Source organism: Pseudomonas sp. R1-1 (genome assembly GCF_051132135.1).
Lineage (GTDB): Bacteria > Pseudomonadota > Gammaproteobacteria > Pseudomonadales > Pseudomonadaceae > Aquipseudomonas.
Genome location: NZ_CP071663.1, coordinates 5,528,423 through 5,544,470, shown reverse-complemented (window position 1 = coordinate 5,544,470; position 16,048 = coordinate 5,528,423). Strand labels below are relative to the sequence as shown.

General features: G+C 61.0%; 17 protein-coding genes. 8 read left to right on the top strand and 9 right to left on the bottom strand.

Annotation, left to right across the window (positions count from 1 at the left end; genetic code table 11):
* Position 1 precedes the first annotated feature (1 nt).
* The 4 genes from livM to J3P75_RS24855 all read left to right on the top strand — a co-directional run bounded on the left by livM (position 2) and on the right by J3P75_RS24855 (position 4,490).
* Positions 2-1,306 carry a high-affinity branched-chain amino acid ABC transporter permease LivM gene (livM, locus tag J3P75_RS24870; RefSeq protein ID WP_434708545.1) on the top strand — a complete coding sequence of 435 codons (1,305 nt, stop codon included), beginning with the start codon at positions 2-4 and terminating at the stop codon, positions 1,304-1,306.
* On the top strand, positions 1,303-2,175 hold the full coding sequence (locus tag J3P75_RS24865) for an ABC transporter ATP-binding protein (RefSeq protein WP_093105315.1): 873 nt from the start codon (positions 1,303-1,305) through the stop codon (positions 2,173-2,175). Before livM ends, J3P75_RS24865 begins: the two co-directional genes overlap by 4 nt.
* Positions 2,172-2,888: an ABC transporter ATP-binding protein gene (locus J3P75_RS24860; protein ID WP_203420527.1), complete on the top strand. Its 717-nt coding sequence runs from the start codon at positions 2,172-2,174 to the stop codon at positions 2,886-2,888. Before J3P75_RS24865 ends, J3P75_RS24860 begins: the two co-directional genes overlap by 4 nt.
* A gap of 837 nt (positions 2,889-3,725) precedes the next feature.
* Positions 3,726-4,490 carry an SDR family oxidoreductase gene (locus J3P75_RS24855; protein WP_434708543.1) on the top strand — a complete coding sequence of 255 codons (765 nt, stop codon included), beginning with the start codon at positions 3,726-3,728 and terminating at the stop codon, positions 4,488-4,490.
* A gap of 93 nt (positions 4,491-4,583) precedes the next feature.
* Here J3P75_RS24855 and J3P75_RS24850 read toward each other — a convergent pair whose 3' ends face one another.
* The 7 genes from J3P75_RS24850 to J3P75_RS24820 all read right to left on the bottom strand — a co-directional run bounded on the left by J3P75_RS24850 (position 4,584) and on the right by J3P75_RS24820 (position 9,843).
* Positions 4,584-5,717, bottom strand: coding sequence for an AGE family epimerase/isomerase (locus J3P75_RS24850; RefSeq protein WP_434708542.1), 1,134 nt, complete (start codon positions 5,715-5,717; stop codon positions 4,584-4,586).
* A gap of 183 nt (positions 5,718-5,900) precedes the next feature.
* Positions 5,901-6,473 (bottom strand): HupE/UreJ family protein, encoded by a 573-nt coding sequence (locus J3P75_RS24845; protein ID WP_434708541.1) that lies wholly within the window; start codon positions 6,471-6,473, stop codon positions 5,901-5,903.
* A gap of 27 nt (positions 6,474-6,500) precedes the next feature.
* The gene (ureG, locus tag J3P75_RS24840) at positions 6,501-7,115 is read right to left on the bottom strand and encodes an urease accessory protein UreG (protein ID WP_434708540.1); all 615 of its coding nucleotides are present in this window, start codon (positions 7,113-7,115) and stop codon (positions 6,501-6,503) included.
* 12 nt (positions 7,116-7,127) lie between these two features.
* Positions 7,128-7,802, bottom strand: a complete 675-nt coding sequence (locus J3P75_RS24835) for an urease accessory protein UreF (RefSeq protein WP_434708539.1) — start codon at positions 7,800-7,802, stop codon at positions 7,128-7,130.
* Entirely contained in the window at positions 7,799-8,299 is a 501-nt protein-coding gene (gene ureE / locus J3P75_RS24830) for an urease accessory protein UreE (RefSeq protein WP_434708538.1), read from the bottom strand. The genes J3P75_RS24835 and ureE overlap by 4 nt, the downstream gene beginning before the upstream one ends.
* 289 nt (positions 8,300-8,588) lie before the next feature.
* Positions 8,589-9,221 (bottom strand): TetR family transcriptional regulator, encoded by a 633-nt coding sequence (locus tag J3P75_RS24825; RefSeq protein WP_093105297.1) that lies wholly within the window; start codon positions 9,219-9,221, stop codon positions 8,589-8,591.
* Between the two features lie 154 nt (positions 9,222-9,375).
* Positions 9,376-9,843, bottom strand: coding sequence for a hypothetical protein (locus J3P75_RS24820; RefSeq protein WP_434708537.1), 468 nt, complete (start codon positions 9,841-9,843; stop codon positions 9,376-9,378).
* 385 nt (positions 9,844-10,228) lie between these two features.
* On the opposite strand from J3P75_RS24820, the gene J3P75_RS24815 reads away from it, so the two are divergent.
* Positions 10,229-12,304, top strand: coding sequence for an AsmA family protein (locus J3P75_RS24815; protein WP_434708536.1), 2,076 nt, complete (start codon positions 10,229-10,231; stop codon positions 12,302-12,304).
* A 106-nt stretch (positions 12,305-12,410) separates the two neighbouring features.
* On the opposite strand, the gene J3P75_RS24810 is transcribed toward J3P75_RS24815, so the two are convergent.
* Together J3P75_RS24810 and J3P75_RS24805 are read right to left on the bottom strand one after the other, a co-directional pair.
* Positions 12,411-12,944 (bottom strand): ferritin-like domain-containing protein, encoded by a 534-nt coding sequence (locus J3P75_RS24810; protein ID WP_090280893.1) that lies wholly within the window; start codon positions 12,942-12,944, stop codon positions 12,411-12,413.
* Positions 12,945-13,036: 92 nt separating this feature from the next.
* Positions 13,037-13,966 (bottom strand): LysR substrate-binding domain-containing protein, encoded by a 930-nt coding sequence (locus tag J3P75_RS24805; RefSeq protein ID WP_434708535.1) that lies wholly within the window; start codon positions 13,964-13,966, stop codon positions 13,037-13,039.
* 108 nt (positions 13,967-14,074) lie between these two features.
* Here J3P75_RS24805 and J3P75_RS24800 point away from each other — a divergent pair, with 108 nt between their 5' ends.
* The 3 genes from J3P75_RS24800 (at position 14,075) to J3P75_RS24790 (ending at position 15,989) form a co-directional block, all read left to right on the top strand.
* A complete protein-coding gene (locus tag J3P75_RS24800; protein ID WP_434708534.1) occupies positions 14,075-14,713 on the top strand; it encodes an FMN-dependent NADH-azoreductase in 639 nt (212 codons plus the stop codon).
* On the top strand, positions 14,713-15,018 hold the full coding sequence (locus J3P75_RS24795) for a DMT family transporter (RefSeq protein WP_434708533.1): 306 nt from the start codon (positions 14,713-14,715) through the stop codon (positions 15,016-15,018). The genes J3P75_RS24800 and J3P75_RS24795 overlap by 1 nt, the downstream gene beginning before the upstream one ends.
* 92 nt (positions 15,019-15,110) lie before the next feature.
* Positions 15,111-15,989 carry an alpha/beta fold hydrolase gene (locus J3P75_RS24790; RefSeq protein ID WP_434708532.1) on the top strand — a complete coding sequence of 293 codons (879 nt, stop codon included), beginning with the start codon at positions 15,111-15,113 and terminating at the stop codon, positions 15,987-15,989.
* Positions 15,990-16,048 lie beyond the last annotated feature (59 nt).

Below are 16,048 nucleotides of genomic sequence, written 5' to 3'. Positions count from 1 at the left end.
GATGTCTTCAACAACCACTGAAAAATCCATCGATATCAAAAAAAGCCTGGTCGAGGCGATTCTCGCCGGCCTGATTGCCCTGATCGTGTTCGGACCGATTGTCGGCGTGGTGCTCGACGGCTACAGCTTCAATCTGGAATCGACCCGCGTGGCGTGGATCATTGCCATCGTCATGGCCGGCCGCTTCGCCCTCAGCCTGTTCCTGCAAACGCCCAAAGGCCTGAAAATCCTCGACAGCTTCGAAAGCAGCGGCTCCGGCGTGCACGTGCTGTCGCCGGATTACAAGTCGCGGCTGCGCTGGATCATCCCGCTGATGATTGTGCTGGCGATCATTGTGCCGTTTGTTTCCAACTCCTATCTGCTGGGGGTGGTCATTCTCGGATTGATCTACGTCCTGCTGGGGTTGGGCCTGAACATCGTGGTCGGTCTGGCCGGTCTGCTCGATCTGGGTTACGTGGCGTTCTACGCCATCGGCGCCTATGGCCTGGCGCTGGGTTACCAGTACCTCGGTCTGGGTTTCTGGACGGTGCTGCCTCTGGCGGCAATCACTGCGGGCCTTGCCGGTTGCATCCTCGGTTTCCCTGTGTTGCGTCTGCATGGCGACTACCTGGCGATCGTGACCCTGGGCTTCGGTGAAATCATTCGTCTGGTGCTGAACAACTGGCTGTCGCTGACCGGCGGCCCGAACGGCATGCCGGCGCCACTGCCAACGTTCTTCGGTCTGGAGTTCGGCAAGCGCGCGAAGGATGGCGGGGTGCCGTTTCACGAGTTCTTCGGCCTGACCTACAACCCGGACGTGAAGTATTACTTCATCTACGCGGTGCTGTTCCTGGTAGTGCTGGCGGTGCTGTACATCAAGCATCGTCTGGTGAAAATGCCGGTCGGTCGTGCCTGGGAAGCGTTGCGCGAAGACGAGATTGCCTGCCGCTCGATGGGTCTCAATCACGTACTGGTCAAGCTTTCGGCGTTCACCATCGGTGCGTCGACCGCGGGGCTGGCCGGGGTGTTCTTCGCCACCTATCAGGGCTTCGTCAACCCGACCTCGTTCACCTTCTTCGAATCGGCGCTGATTCTCGCCATCGTCGTGCTCGGCGGCATGGGCTCGACCATCGGTGTGGTGATCGCGGCGTTCGTGCTCACCGTCGCCCCGGAACTGCTGCGTGGCTTCGCTGAATATCGCGTGCTGCTGTTCGGCATCCTGATGGTGCTGATGATGATCTGGCGACCACGCGGGCTTATCCGAATCAGCCGCTCCGGAGTCAAACCACGCAAAGGTGCCATTCATTACGAGAGGGCTGCGCCATGAGTGAAGTCGTACTCTCCGTTGAAAAACTGATGATGCATTTCGGTGGCATCAAGGCTTTGAGCGATGTCAGCCTGAAGGTCAAACGCAACTCGATCTTCGCCCTGATCGGCCCCAACGGCGCCGGCAAGACCACGGTGTTCAACTGCCTGACCGGGTTCTACAAGGCTTCGGGCGGCAAGATCGAACTGAACGTGCGCGGCCAGCAGACCAACGTCATCCAGTTGCTGGGCGAGTCGTTCAAACCGACCGACTTCGTCTCGCCGAAGTCCTTCCTCAGTCGGCTGTATTACAAAATGTTCGGCGGCACCCATCTGGTGAACCGTGCCGGTCTGGCGCGGACGTTCCAGAACATTCGCTTGTTCAAGGAAATGTCGGTGCTGGAAAACCTGCTGGTGGCCCAACACATGTGGGTCAACCGCAACATGCTTGCCGGCATCCTCAACACCAAGGGCTACCGCAAGGCCGAAAGCGATGCGCTGGACTGCGCGTTCTATTGGCTTGAAGTGGTCGACCTGGTCGACTGCGCCAACCGCCTCGCCGGGGAACTGTCCTACGGTCAGCAACGTCGTCTGGAAATTGCCCGGGCCATGTGCACGCGGCCGCAGATCATATGCCTCGACGAGCCGGCCGCCGGCCTCAACCCTCAGGAAACCGAAGCGCTGAGCGCGATGATCCGGCTGCTGCGCGACGAGCATGATCTGACCGTGGTGCTGATCGAACACGACATGGGCATGGTGATGAGCATTTCCGACCACATCGTGGTACTGGACCACGGCATCGTGATTGCCGAAGGCGGGCCGGACGCGATCCGCAACGACCCGAAAGTGATCGCGGCCTATCTGGGCGCCGATGAAGAGGAAGTGGCATGACCCAACCCATCCTCGAACTGAAAAACCTCGATGTGTTCTACGGCCCGATCCAGGCGCTCAAGGGCGTTTCGCTGCAGATCAACGAAGGCGAAACCGTCAGCCTGATCGGCTCCAACGGCGCCGGCAAATCGACTTTGCTGATGTCGATTTTCGGCCAGCCACGCGCGGCGGGCGGACAGATTCTCTACCAGGGCGTCGACATCACCCACAAGTCATCGCACTACATCGCTTCCAACGGCATTGCGCAATCGCCGGAAGGGCGGCGGGTATTCCCCGATATGACCGTCGAGGAAAACCTGTTGATGGGCACTATCCCGATTGGCGACAAGTACGCCAAAGAGGACATGCAGCGCATGTTCGAGCTGTTTCCACGGCTCGAAGAGCGGCGCACCCAGCGGGCAATGACCATGTCCGGTGGCGAACAGCAGATGCTCGCCATCGCCCGGGCGTTGATGAGTCGGCCGAAGTTGTTGCTGCTCGACGAGCCAAGCCTGGGGCTGGCGCCGATCGTAGTGAAGCAGATCTTCGCAACGCTGCGCGAGCTGGCGAAAACCGGCATGACGATCTTCCTCGTCGAGCAGAACGCCAATCATGCGCTGAAGCTGTCTGACCGCGCCTATGTCATGGTCAACGGCGAAATTCGCCTGTCCGGCACCGGTAAAGAGCTGCTGGTGAATGAGGAGGTGCGTAACGCCTATCTGGGCGGGCACTGATTAATCACAAGTTGTCCACAAACCCCGACATGCAAATGTCGGGGTTTTTTTATCTCTACCATCCGACACAACCCCTGTAGGAGTGAGCCTGCTCGCGATTACGGTGTAGCAGTCAACGGTAATGTCGGCTGGAAAACCGCTATCGCGAGCAGGCTCACTCCTACAAGGGAAATGCGTGTGTTCGGCATTGTGGAAAACAAATCCACCAAGCTGCCAAAGCGCGACATATAGACGCTGCAAACGCCTGTTTTTCCACGGTTTTGACTTGTCCCCGTTTGCTGTGGAGCTGGCTGTGAATAACGTGGGTGTAGTCGGCTGAAGGCCTTGTATGACGGGGCTTGCAGGCGATTGATCGTTTTTTGATCGGGTGATTTTGAGGGAGCGGCAAGCGCCATTGTCAACCCTTTTATCGTGCCGCGAGCACGGCCTCTCTGCTGCACGCATGCCTGTGGATAAGTCTGTGATTAAACTCTGGAAAGACTTCGCCAAGGGCCGTCAGCACTGGCCTTGCGCAATCACTGCGCTGAGCGCTCTATCGTGAAGGATGCCCTGTCCGGCATAACTGCCACTGCCGGGTCAAGCAAAAAACTTTCTGTTTCGCCCGCAAAGCCTTGTGTGGCGGGGCTTTGGGTATTTCCACTTGCCCCCGGAATCTGTGGAACGGACTGTGGATAACATGCGTGTATATGGCTGCAGGCCACGCTGGCCGTGGTGTCGACAGGTTTGGTTGTTTTTTATACAGCTTATGGCAGTTGCCCGTAAAAGCGCGGGCGGGCATGCTGCCTGCTGATTTTCTATTCCAAGGGCTGCCGCGGCGGCCGAAGCAAGGAGAACACGATGTCCAACACCCTGTTTATCACCGGCGCGACCTCCGGTTTTGGTGAAGCCTGTGCCCGTCGTTTTGCCGAGGCTGGCTGGAAACTGGTGCTGACCGGCCGTCGTGAAGAACGCCTCAATGCGCTGTGCACCGAGCTGTCGAAACAGACCGAAGTGCATGGTCTGGTGCTTGATGTGCGTGATCGCCAAGCGATGGAGCAGGCGATCGCCAATCTGCCACCGTCGTTCGCCACCCTGCGCGGCTTGATCAACAACGCCGGGCTGGCCCTGGGGGTCGACCCGGCGCCGAAGTGCGATCTGGATGATTGGGACACCATGGTCGACACCAACATCAAAGGCCTGATGTACGCCACGCGCCTGTTGCTGCCGCGTCTGATCGGCCACGGCCGTGGCGCTGGCATCATCAACCTTGGCTCCATCGCCGGTAACTACCCCTATCCGGGCAGCCACGTATATGGCGCGACCAAGGCCTTCGTCAAACAGTTCTCGCTGAACCTGCGTTGCGACTTGCAGGGCACCGGCGTGCGGGTCAGCAACATAGAGCCGGGGCTGTGTGAAAGCGAGTTCTCGCTGGTGCGTTTCGCCGGCGATCAGGAGCGCTACAACGCGACCTACGCCGGTGCCGAGCCGATCCAGCCGCAGGACATTGCCGAGACAATCTTCTGGGTGATGAACACCCCGGCGCACATCAACATCAACAGCCTGGAATTGATGCCGGTGAGCCAGACCTGGGCTGGATTTGCCATTGAGCGGAACAAGGCTTGAAACTGCGCCACTGCTGATCGCCAGCAGGCTGGCTCCCACATTGGAATATGTTCGCCTGTGGGAGCGAGCCTGTTCGCGAAAGCGCTTTATCGGTCAGCGCAGATATTCAGCCAGACCGCTGTAGCAAGTCGCCAAATGATAGGGCGTGGTGGAAGGCATGTCCTTGCGGCTGACTTTCCCCTGCTCATCCCGACACTCATACCAGCCGCCGGCATGCAGGAACCGCTGCTGCAACGCCTGCAATTGGCGCAGAACCGCCGCTTCACAGTCCGGGCGCAGTGTCAGCGCACGTAGATATTCCGCCTGAGCCCAGATCCGCTGAGTCGAATCCCGTGGCCGTCCGTTGCTTTCCAGATCAAGCATGGCGCGCACTGCACCGCAGGCTTCGAGCACACCGTATTGCTCGGTAAAGGCGAAAGCGCGATCCAGCGCCCGGTGCAATTTCGAATCGCGTAGCAGCGGCGAGGATTGCAGCAGGAAATACCATTCGAACTGGTGGCCCGGTTCATACCAGTTATCCACAGCGCCGAGCGGTTTTTCCATCAATACGCCATATTGCGGATCGACGAAGTGCTTGTGCATCGCTGTGCATAATTCGAGCAGGTCCTTTTGGGTCTGCGGGTCTTCGCGCACGGCCAGCGTCGCGAGGAACGCTTCGGCCAGATGCATCAGCGGGTTTTGCAGCGGACCGGTTTGCAGCGTCATCCAGTCTCGATCCAGACACGCCTCATACAAACCATCGCCGGTGGCGAAGCGACGACCAATGATTTCCAGCGCGGCATTCAAGGTTGACTCGACCAGCGGATCAGCGGACTTTGCCCGGTAATGCGCGCAGGCGAACAGGATGAAGGCGTGGGTGTAGAGGTCTTTGCGCTGATCGAGCGGCTTGCCCTGGGCATCGACGCTGTAGAACCAGCCGCCGTGCTCGGCATCGTGAAAATGCCGTTGCAGCGAACGGAACAGCGCTGCTGCGCGAACTTCAGCGTTATCCACAACCCCGATCAGGCTGGAAAACAGGTACAGCTGCCGCGCGCAGGCCATGGCCCGATAGCGTTGCACGGGCAGCGGTTGCTGTGTGGCGTCCAGCGCCTCATACGGCAACGCCATGTCGGCGTTCCAGCCCGGACCTTGCCAGAGCGGCACGATCACGTTGACGAAGTGCTGTTGCACAGCGCCGAACAGGGCGGTCAATTCAGGCAGGGCGGTGGAGCGGCAAGCGTGGGGCATGAGCGGACGTCGTCACGGGCAAGGGCGATTGCGCGACATGGTAGCAGAGCAGCAGCCTTTAGCGACGCGGTGTCGGTCAGGCCGCCATCGCCAGCAGGCTGGCTCCCACAGTGGATTTGCGCTGTAAACAAAACCTGTGGGAGCCAGCCTGCTGGCGATGGGGCCGGTGCAGACGCTAAATAATCAACCGGCGAGCAACCACACGCCAGTCGCCGCCGACGCCGCACCCGCCAACCGCACCAGCGGCGCCGCAGCCTGCGGCAACACGCGCACCACGCCATAGCCGGCGGCATGCAAAGCGGCCGTGGCGACCACGAAACCCGCTGCATACGCCCACGGACTGCTCATTTCCGGCAACTCCAGCCCGTGCGCCACGCCATGGAACAACGCAAACAGCGCAGTCGAGGCCACCGCCATGACCAGCGGCGGACGCACCGCCAGCGCCACCGCCAGACCCAGCGCCAGCACCGAGGCGGCAATCCCGCTTTCCAGTGCTGGTAATTGCAGCCCTTCAAAACCCAGCAGGCCGCCGAGCAGCATGGTGCCGACAAACGTGCACGGTAGCGCCCAGCGTGCCGCGCCTTGCTGTTGCGCCGCCCACAAACCGACGGCGAGCATTGCCAGCAAATGATCGAGGCCGCCGATCGGGTGGCTGATGCCTGCGATCAGACCGCTGTCGCCATGCCCGGGATGGGCAAAGGCCAGCGCCGGGGTCAGCAGCAGCGCAACGGCGCCAAGAATGCGTTTAAGTGTCATGGATAAGCTTCCTTGTTGATAAGTGAATCAGGCTGCGCTCAGCAGGCCTTGGCGTTCGATGAAGGCAATGATCTGCTCAAGGCCTTGGCCGGTTTTCTGATTGCTGAAAACGAACGGCTTGCCGTTGCGCATGCGCGTGGTGTCGCTGTCCATCATTTCCAGCGAGGCGCCCACCAGCGGCGCCAGGTCGATTTTGTTGATGACCAGCAAGTCGGACTTGCAGATGCCCGGACCGCCCTTGCGCGGCAGCTTGTCGCCGGCGGACACGTCGATCACGTAGATGGTCAGGTCGGACAGTTCCGGGCTGAACGTTGCGGAAAGATTGTCGCCACCGGATTCCACCAGAATCAGATCGAGGCCCGGAAAGCGCCGGTTCAGTTGATCGACCGCTTCGAGGTTGATCGAGGCGTCTTCGCGGATCGCCGTGTGCGGGCAGCCACCGGTTTCCACGCCAATGATCCGCTCCGGGGCCAGAGCTTCGTTGCGCACGAGGAAATCGGCGTCTTCGCGGGTGTAGATGTCGTTGGTCACCACGGCGAGGTTGTAGCGCTCGCGCAGGGCCAGGCACAGGGCCAGGGTCAATGCGGTTTTGCCGGAACCGACCGGGCCGCCGATGCCGACGCGCAGAGGTTGGGTATTCATTTGATGGTTCTCCTAAGAGCGAAAGAGGCGGCTGTACTGGCGCTCATGGGCCATACACGCCAGGGACAAGCCGAATGCGGCGCTGCCGAGGTGGTCAGGGTCGATGCGGGTCGCGTCCTGCTGCGCTTGCTGCAGCAGCGGCAGCAGTTCGCTGGTCAGGCGCTGCGCGGCTTGCTGGCCGAGCGGCAGGGTTTTCATCAGCACTGCGAGCTGGTTTTCCAGCCAGCTCCACAGCCACGCGGCGAGGGCATCCTGTGGGCTGATCTGCCAGGCACGCGCGGCCAGAGCCCAACCGAGGGCCAGGTGCGGTTCGGCGCATTGTTCAAGAAAGGCACGCGCAGGCGCGTCGAGCTCCGGCAAGCCGTTGAGCAGTTGCTGCAATGAGTAGCCCATCTGCCGGCTCTCCAGATGCAGCTCGCGGGTTTCGCGACTGGCGCGATGGAGTTCGCAGATTTGCAGCAGCTCGGCCCAGTGTTCATCGGCGGCCGCCTGGCAGTGCGCAAGCAGCAGCGGCGCCTCGAAGCGTGCCAGGTTGAGCAGCAACTGATCGCTGATCCAGCGGCGCGCGCTGTCCGGGTTGTTGACCCGGCCGTTGTCCACCGCCATTTCCAGACCTTGCGAATAGCTGTAACCGCCAATCGGCAACTGCGGACTGGCCAGGCGCAACAGCGCCCAGGCCGGATTCACAGGCGTACGCCGAACTGATGGAGTTTCGGCGCGTAGTTGAAATCTTCGTCGCCATGGCGTGAATGATGATGGCCGCCGCCGTAGGCGCCGTGTTCCGGCTGGAACGGCGCCTCAATGGCGACGACCTGCGCGCCCAATTGTTCGAGCATGGCCTTGAGTACGTAATCGTCGAGCAGGCGCAACCAGCCATCGCCGACTTGCAGGGCAACATGACGATTGCCCAGATGATAGGCGGCGCGGGTCAATTCAAACGCGCTGGCGCAGGTGACGTGCAGCAATTGCTCGGGGCGGGCGCAGACGCGGACGATGCGGCCGTCTTCGGCTTGCAGGCATTCGCCGTCATGCAACGGCGGCTGGCCGCGCTCCAAAAACAACCCGACGTCTTCGCCCTCGGCACTGAAACAGCGCAAACGGCTCTTGCTGCGCGCTTCGAAGGTCAGGTGCAACTCGGCGGCCCAGACGGGTTGAGGGTCGATTCTGCGGTGAATCACCAGCATCGGAAATCTTCCAGCAATGGACAATGATCAGGCTAGAGCAAGGGCCGCGCCAATCGGCCGATCTGTAGGAAATGGCTGTCGGCGCGTGGCTGATCTTTCAACAGGCGGGAGGATTCTGGAAGGTTTTGGTGCATGAAGATTTTGTCATGCACCAAATCAATGCGGCGTCGCTGCACCTTTGTAGGAGTGAGCCTGCTCGCGATAGCGGTATGTCAGGTAGAGATGCTTCGCTTGGCATACCGCTATCGCGAGCAGGCTCACTCCTACACAAAGATGGGGGCGGCGGCGGTTATTCGGTACTGCCCAACCCCTGCCAATGCTTGAGACCGATAAAGATGAAGCGCAGTTGCTGGGTGATCTTCGCTTGCGGGGTCAGATGCTCGGGCAAGGCTTCTGCCGGCGGGTCGATGATGTCTGGCAGGGTGGCGAATACTGATTTGACGATCAGGTCGGCCATCACGCTCAGACCGGCTATGTCCAGATGTTGCAGTTTGGGCATCAACGCCAGGTCTGCGGCGAGGTCGGCGCTGATGTTTTCGCGCAAGCGGCCAATCGCCTGGCGCACCGGCAACGAACCGCCATATTGTTCGCGGGCCAGAAACAGGAATTGCGAGCGATTGGCGCTGACTACGTCCAGAAAGATCCGCACCGAGGCATCGATAATGCCGCCCATGACGAATTCGTTGTGGCGCACCAGGCGGATGGTTTCGCGGAAGGTCTGGCCGACTTCGCTGACCAGCACCAGACCCAGTTCGTCCATATCGGCAAAGTGTCGATAGAAACCGGTGGGCACGATGCCGGCGGTTTTGCTGACTTCGCGCAGGCTCAGGCTGCCGAAACCGCGGCCGCTTTCCATCAAATGGCGGGCAGCGTCCATCAGAGCGTTGCGGGTCTGTTGTTTCTGTTCGGCGCGGGGCAGCATCGCAGGGCGTGTTCTTTGGCAGGACAAGCGTCGCACTCTAGCAAATCGGCTTTGCCGGCGTCGAACGGGAGAAGGTGGGACAGGCGTTGCAGCGGGGCAGAAAAGTCAAAAGCCCAATCCGGGGATTGGGCTTTTTTTCGAGGCCACCATGGGCTTAGCTCAAGGCGCTGTTGCGTTCGATCACACGGTCACCACCGCCTTCGGCGATTGCCTGACCCAGTGGGGCTTTATCGAAACCGTCATCAGCCAGGGTTTGGCCTTGTGGGGTACGGTCGCTGCCGTCGGAGGCCAGGGTCTGACCTTGTGGAGTGCGGTCGCTACCGTCGGACGCCAGGGTCTGACCTTGTGGGGTGCGCTCGCTACCGTCGGAGGCCAAAGCTTGACCTTGTGGGGTGCGATCCGAACCGTCTTGCACCAGACCTTTCTCTTCCAGGCGATCACGACCGCCTTCAGCCAGGGTCTGGCCTTGTGGGGTGCGGTCGGAACCATCGGCGGCTACGGTCTGGCTGAACACAGCGTGGCTGGATTTGACTTGCGGAGTCGCTTGATCGGCAGCGGGCAGAGCGAAAGCAGTGCTGGCTAGCATCGACAGGGTAAGGCTGAGCAGTAATTGGCGTTTCATGATGGGTTGCTCCTTGGGAGGGCGATAAAGTGGGTACGAGGGCAATGCTACTCTCGATAAGTCGATATAAAAGTTCATAAACGCAATGGTAATAATCAACAGAATTGATTGTTCGCTGCGATGGCTCTAGAACGGGCCTTTGCGGCCGGCAGTTTTGCACCGAGGTGGGTATTTTCGACTCAATCGCGCCTCGCAAAAGTGCGGGTCGCGGTAACACTGCTCGACCGATCGGTCAGATTTGCCAGGCTTTTTATGGCTTAAACTGCCTTTCCATTAAACCTGCGGGCCTTTCGCCAGTCACAGACTGCATGAGGGCCGCTTCGGTCTGCCGTTTCAAACTGTGCGTCGGGATCCAGACGTGCGGTCGTGATCAGGAGCTTTGTGCATGACGCGCAATGGAAAAATCTTCAGCTGGACCTTCGCCACTCTCGTACTGCTGTTGGCAGTGCTGATTCTGATCATCGTGTTTTTCGACTGGAACCGGATCAAACCCACGATCAACAACAAAGTCTCCGAAGAGCTGCACCGCGCGTTTGCCATCAATGGCAACCTGGCGGTTATCTGGCAGCGCGAGCCTGAAGAAGGCGGCTGGCGCGCCTGGGTGCCGTGGCCGCACGTGGTTGCCGAGGATCTGAGCCTGGGCAACCCGGACTGGTCGAAACAGGCGCAGATGGTCACCCTGAAAAAGGTCGAGCTGCGCATTTCGCCGCTGGCCTTGCTGGCGCAGCGCGTGGTGATCCCGCGCATCGACCTGACCGAACCCAACGCCGAGCTGCAACGCCTGGCCGACGGTCGCGCCAACTGGGTGTTCAAGTTCGACCCGAAAGACCCCAACGCAGAACCGTCGAACTGGGTGGTCGACATCGGCGCCATCGGTTTCGACAAGGGCCACGTCACCCTTGATGATCAGACCCTCAAGACCCGCCTCGATGTGCTGATCGATCCGCTCGGCAAGCCGATTCCGTACAGCGACATCGTCGGCGCCAAAGCGGCAAAAACCGCGCAGGACAAGGGCGGCGCGCCACAGGATTATGCCTTTGCGCTGAAGGTCAAAGGCCAGTATCACGGCCAGAACCTGACCGGCCAAGGCAAGATCGGCGGGCTGCTGGCGTTGCAGGACGCGCGCAAACCCTTCCCGTTGCAGGCGCAGGCGCAGATCGGCGACACCCGCATCGAACTGGCGGGTACCCTGACCGACCCGCTCAACCTCGGCGCCCTCGATTTGCGCCTGAAACTCGCCGGCGCCAGCCTCGGCAATCTCTACCCGCTGACCGGCGTGACCCTGCCGGACACGCCGCCGTATTCCACCGATGGCCACCTGATCGCCAAGCTGCATGACGAGGCAGGGGCGAAGTTCACCTACGAGAAATTCAACGGCAAGATCGGCGACAGCGACATTCATGGCGACCTGACCTATGTCGCCAGCCAGCCACGGCCGAAACTCAGCGGCGCGCTGCTCTCCAATCAATTGCTCTTCGCCGATCTCGCGCCGTTGATTGGCGCTGACTCCAACACCGAGCAAAAGGCCCGTGGCGGTGCGAGCAAGCAACCGACCGACAAGGTGCTGCCGGTCGAGGAATTCAAGACCGATCGCTGGCGCGCGATGGACGCTGACGTCGAATTCACCGGCAAGCGCATCGTGCACAGCGAAAAGCTGCCATTCACCGACCTCTACACCCATCTGAAACTCGACGACGGCGAACTCAGCCTTGAGCCGCTGCGCTTTGGCGTGGCCGGCGGCAATCTGGATGCGCAGATCCGCCTCAACGGTCGCACCGAGCCGCTCGAAGGCCGGGCCCGCTTGACCGCGCGCAAGTTCAAGCTCAAGGAGCTGTTCCCGACCTTCGAACCGATGAAGACCAGTTTCGGTGAGCTCAACGGCGATGCGGATATCAGCGGTCGCGGCAATTCGGTGGCGAAGCTGCTGGGTGGTGCCAACGGCAAGTTGAAAATGTTGATCAACGACGGTGCGATCAGCCGCGAATTGATGGAACTGGCCGGGCTTAACGTTGGTAACTATGTGGTCGGCAAGATCTTTGGCGACAAGGAAGTGAAGATCAATTGCGCTGCTGCCGACTTTGATATCAAGACCGGGCTGGCGACGACGCAGTTGTTCGTCTTCGATACCGAGAACGCAATTATCTACATCGACGGCACAGCGAACATGGCCACCGAGCAACTGGACCTGACGGTGACGCCGGAATCCAAGGGCTGGCGCCTGATCTCGCTGCGCTCGCCGCTGTATGTGCGCGGCAAGTTCATCAAGCCGGATGCCGGGGTTAAGGCTGTGCCGTTGATGTTGCGTGGCGCGGGCATGGTCGCGCTGGGTGTGATCGCCGCGCCGGCGGCGGGGCTGTTGGCGCTGGTCGCGCCGAGCGGCGGCGAGCCGAACCAGTGCGCGCCGTTGCTGGAGCAGATGAAGCAGGGCAAGGCGCCGGTCACTGTTAAACCGACCCGGTAATTTTTTCAGCGCCTACAAATACGCCATCGCGAGCAGGCTCACTCCTACAGGGGAATGCATTTCGACCTGTGGGAGCGAGCCTGCTCGCGATGGCGGTGTTGAATGGTTACAGGTCTTTCAGAATGTCCGCCATGTCATCGGCGTGTTCTTCTTCCTGGGCCAGAATGTCTTCGAAGATACGCCGGGTGGTCGGGTCCTTGTCGCCGAGGTACTGGATGATCTCGCGGTAGCTGTCGATGGCGATCCGCTCGGCCACCAGGTCTTCGTAAACCATTTCCTTGAGCGTATTGCCCGCGACGTATTGCGCGTGAGACAGCCGCGACAGTACGTCCGGATTGAACTCCGGCTCACCGCCCAGTTGCACGATGCGCTCGGCCAGGCGATCAGCGTGCTCGGCTTCCTGCACTGCATGCTCAAGGAATTCATCGGCGGCTGCTTTGGCTTTCAGGCCGGTTGCCATGAAGTAGTGACGTTTATAGCGCAAGGTGCACACCAGCTCGGTGGCCAGCGATTCGTTGAGCAAGCGCAGCACTTCTTCGCGGTTGGCGCTGTAGCTCTCGGTCACGGCGCCGTTTTCGACGTGTTGGCGCGCCCGTTCGCGCAGGGTTTGTACATCTGACAAATGCAGGTCGTCGCTCATGTGAGTCTCTCCAGGAGGCTAATCCAATGGGCGCCACGTTCTGCTGACGCGGTCGCTACCCATGCTGTGAGTGACGCGCACGGCGAAAAGTTTTATGCGATTTGCGCCGACCTTGGGGTCAGCCCGGAGCGCAGCGCTTCTTCACGCAGCCAGGCGAAAAAGGCCCGCACCGGCGGATGCCGTTCGCGGCCCGGCACGCACAAGGCGCTGTAGCCAGCGCCATCGACCTGCACCTCGCCGCGGTACGGCACCAGCACACCGCTGGCGACGCTTTGCGAAACCAGAATATTGCTCGCCAGCACCAAGCCTTGTCCGGCGATCGCCGCTTGCAGGGCGTAATGCTCCTCGTCGTATTCGCGGATGGCCGGTGTCGGACTCAGCCAATTCTCGCCAGACTTTGCGCACCACGCTTGCCAGCCATGCGCATAGAGCCTGGAGTTGTACCAGTGCACGTTGATCAGCGTCGGCGTGCGCTGCGCGGCCAGCGCCACCTGCTCGGGCGAGCCATAGACGCCGAACGACTCATCGAACAGGCACAGGCCATACAGGTTCGGGTAGTCGTCGAGGCTGTAGCGCAGCACCAGATCGACGCTGGCGTCCTGATGCAGATCGATGACTTCGCAATGGGTGTCGAGGCGCACGTTGATGTCCGGATGCTGTGCATAGAAACGCCCGAGCCGCGGCACCAGCCACAGCGCGGCGAACGCCGCCGTGGTCGACAGCGTCAGGCTGCTGCCGCTGCGCTGCGGGCGCAGAGTATCGACGCTTTGCGCCACCTCCAGCAGCGCGCCGTGCAGGCTGCGAAACAGACGTTCGCCACCCTCGGTCAGGCGCACCTGGCGCGGCAGACGCTCGAACAGCGCCACACCCAGCCAATCTTCCAGGGCGCGGACCTGATGGGAAATCGCGGTGGGCGTCACGGACAGTTCTTCGGCAGCAGCCTTGAAACTCAGCAGCCGCGAAGCTGATTCAAAAGCACGCAGGGCGGTCAGCGGCAACGAGGCGAACATGTGCAACTCCATGGATGAAATAAATTCATCCCGACTGATTTTTTCTCATTTGAGATGAAGCAGCGGCTAGCTTCAAGCTGCAAGCATCAAGTGGTCAGATTCTAGTCGGGAGATTTATAGATGAGCAGGATTCTTGTGGTGCACGGCAGTCCGCGGGGTGATCGGTCGACTTCGCGGCGGCTGGCGGAAGGGTTTTTGAGTGCCTGGCAGGCGCGTCATTCGGGGGCGCAGGTGACTCGCCGTGAGGTCGGGCGGGCGGTGATCCCCGCGGTCAGTGAGGCGTTTGTGGCAGCAGCTTTTTATCCAGAGCCCGAAGCGCGACCCTTGGTGATGCAGGCGGATCTGGCGTTGAGTGACGCGTTGGTGGGTGAACTGTTTGATCACGACCTGCTGCTGATTTCCACGCCGATGTACAACTTCAACGTGCCCAGCGGCCTCAAGGCCTGGGTCGATCAGATTGTGCGTCTGGGGTTGACCTTCGACCACACGCTGGACAACGGCGTCGCTCAGTACACGCCATTGTTGCAGGGCAAGAAAGCCCTGATCGTCACCAGTCGCGGCGGTTTTGGCTTCGGTCCGGGCGGCGAGCTCGAAGCCTTGAACCATGCTGATCCGTGGCTGCGCACGGCGTTGGGTTTCATCGGCATCAACGACGTCACGGTTGTCGCCGCCGAAGGCGAGGAGTCCGCCGAGCGCACCTTCGCGGTGTCGGTGGCCGAGGCCGAGCAACGGCTGCTCGACCTGGCCCGGACATTCTGATGGCCTGGCTGTTCTTGCTGATCGCTGCCGGGTTTGAAGTGACGTTCGCCATGGGTATGAAGTACGCCGAAGGCTTCACTCGCCCATGGTCTTCGTTGATCACCGTGGTTGCGGCGGTCGGCGGGATTTACTTCCTGACCTTGGCGATGCGTGACTTGCCGGTGAGCATCGCGTATCCGATCTGGACTGCAATCGGCTCGCTGGGCACCGTGTTTCTCGGTTTCGCCCTGCTGGGCGAGAGCCTGACCCTGGTCAAACTGCTCTCGGTGGGGCTGATTGTGGCGGGGGTGGTGGGCCTGAAGTAGGCGGGTGGTCGAGTTGTCATGATCCGCGTGGATGCTTGGCGAGCGTTTTGCACACCCTCGCATTCACTCACCGACCACAAGGATGTCCGCCGATGTCGACACGTTATCCACTGGTGCTGGTGCCGGGCATGCTCGGGTTCGTCCGGCTGCTGTTCTACCCGTATTGGTACGGCATCATCAAGGCGTTGCGCCGCACGGGGGCGACGGTGATTGCCGTGCAGGTGTCACCGCTCAATTCAACCGAGGTGCGTGGCGAGCAGTTGCTGCTGCGAATCGATGAAATCCTGCGCGAGGCCGGTGCGTCGAAGGTCAATCTGTTTGGCCATAGCCAAGGGGCGCTGACCGCGCGTTATGTGGCGGCGAAACGCCCGGATCTGGTCGCCTCGGTGACGTCCGTGGCCGGGCCGAATCACGGTTCGGAACTGGCTGACTATCTTGAAACCAACTATCCCGCCGACAGCCCCCGGGGCCGCCTGCTCGAAGCCCTGCTGCGCCTGGTCGGCTGGGTCATGGCCTTGCTCGACACCGGCTACCACGGGCCGAAACTGCCGGTGGATATTCACGCCTCGCACCATTCGCTGACCACGGCGGGCGTGACGCTGTTCAATCAGCGTTATCCACAGGGCTTGCCGCCAATCTGGGGCGGGCACGGGCCGGAGGAGGTCAATGGGGTGCGCTATTACTCGTGGTCAGGCACGTTGCAGCCGGGCAAGACTGATCGGGGCGGCAATCTGTTCGACGGGACCAATCGCAGCTGCCGCTTGTTTGCGAAAACCTTCGTGCGCGAGCCGGGTCAGTGCGATGGCATGGTCGGGCGCTACAGCTCGCATCTGGGTACGGTGATTGGCGATGACTTTGCGCTGGACCACTTCGACATCGTCAACCAGTCGTTGGGTCTGGTGGGCAAGGGCGCGGATCCGGTGCGGTTGTTTGTCGAGCATGCGGCGCGGCTGGAGGCGGCCGGGTGTTAGCAGGCAGACCGCGTTATCGTTCATCGCGAGCAGGCTCACTCCTACAGGGGAACGCATTC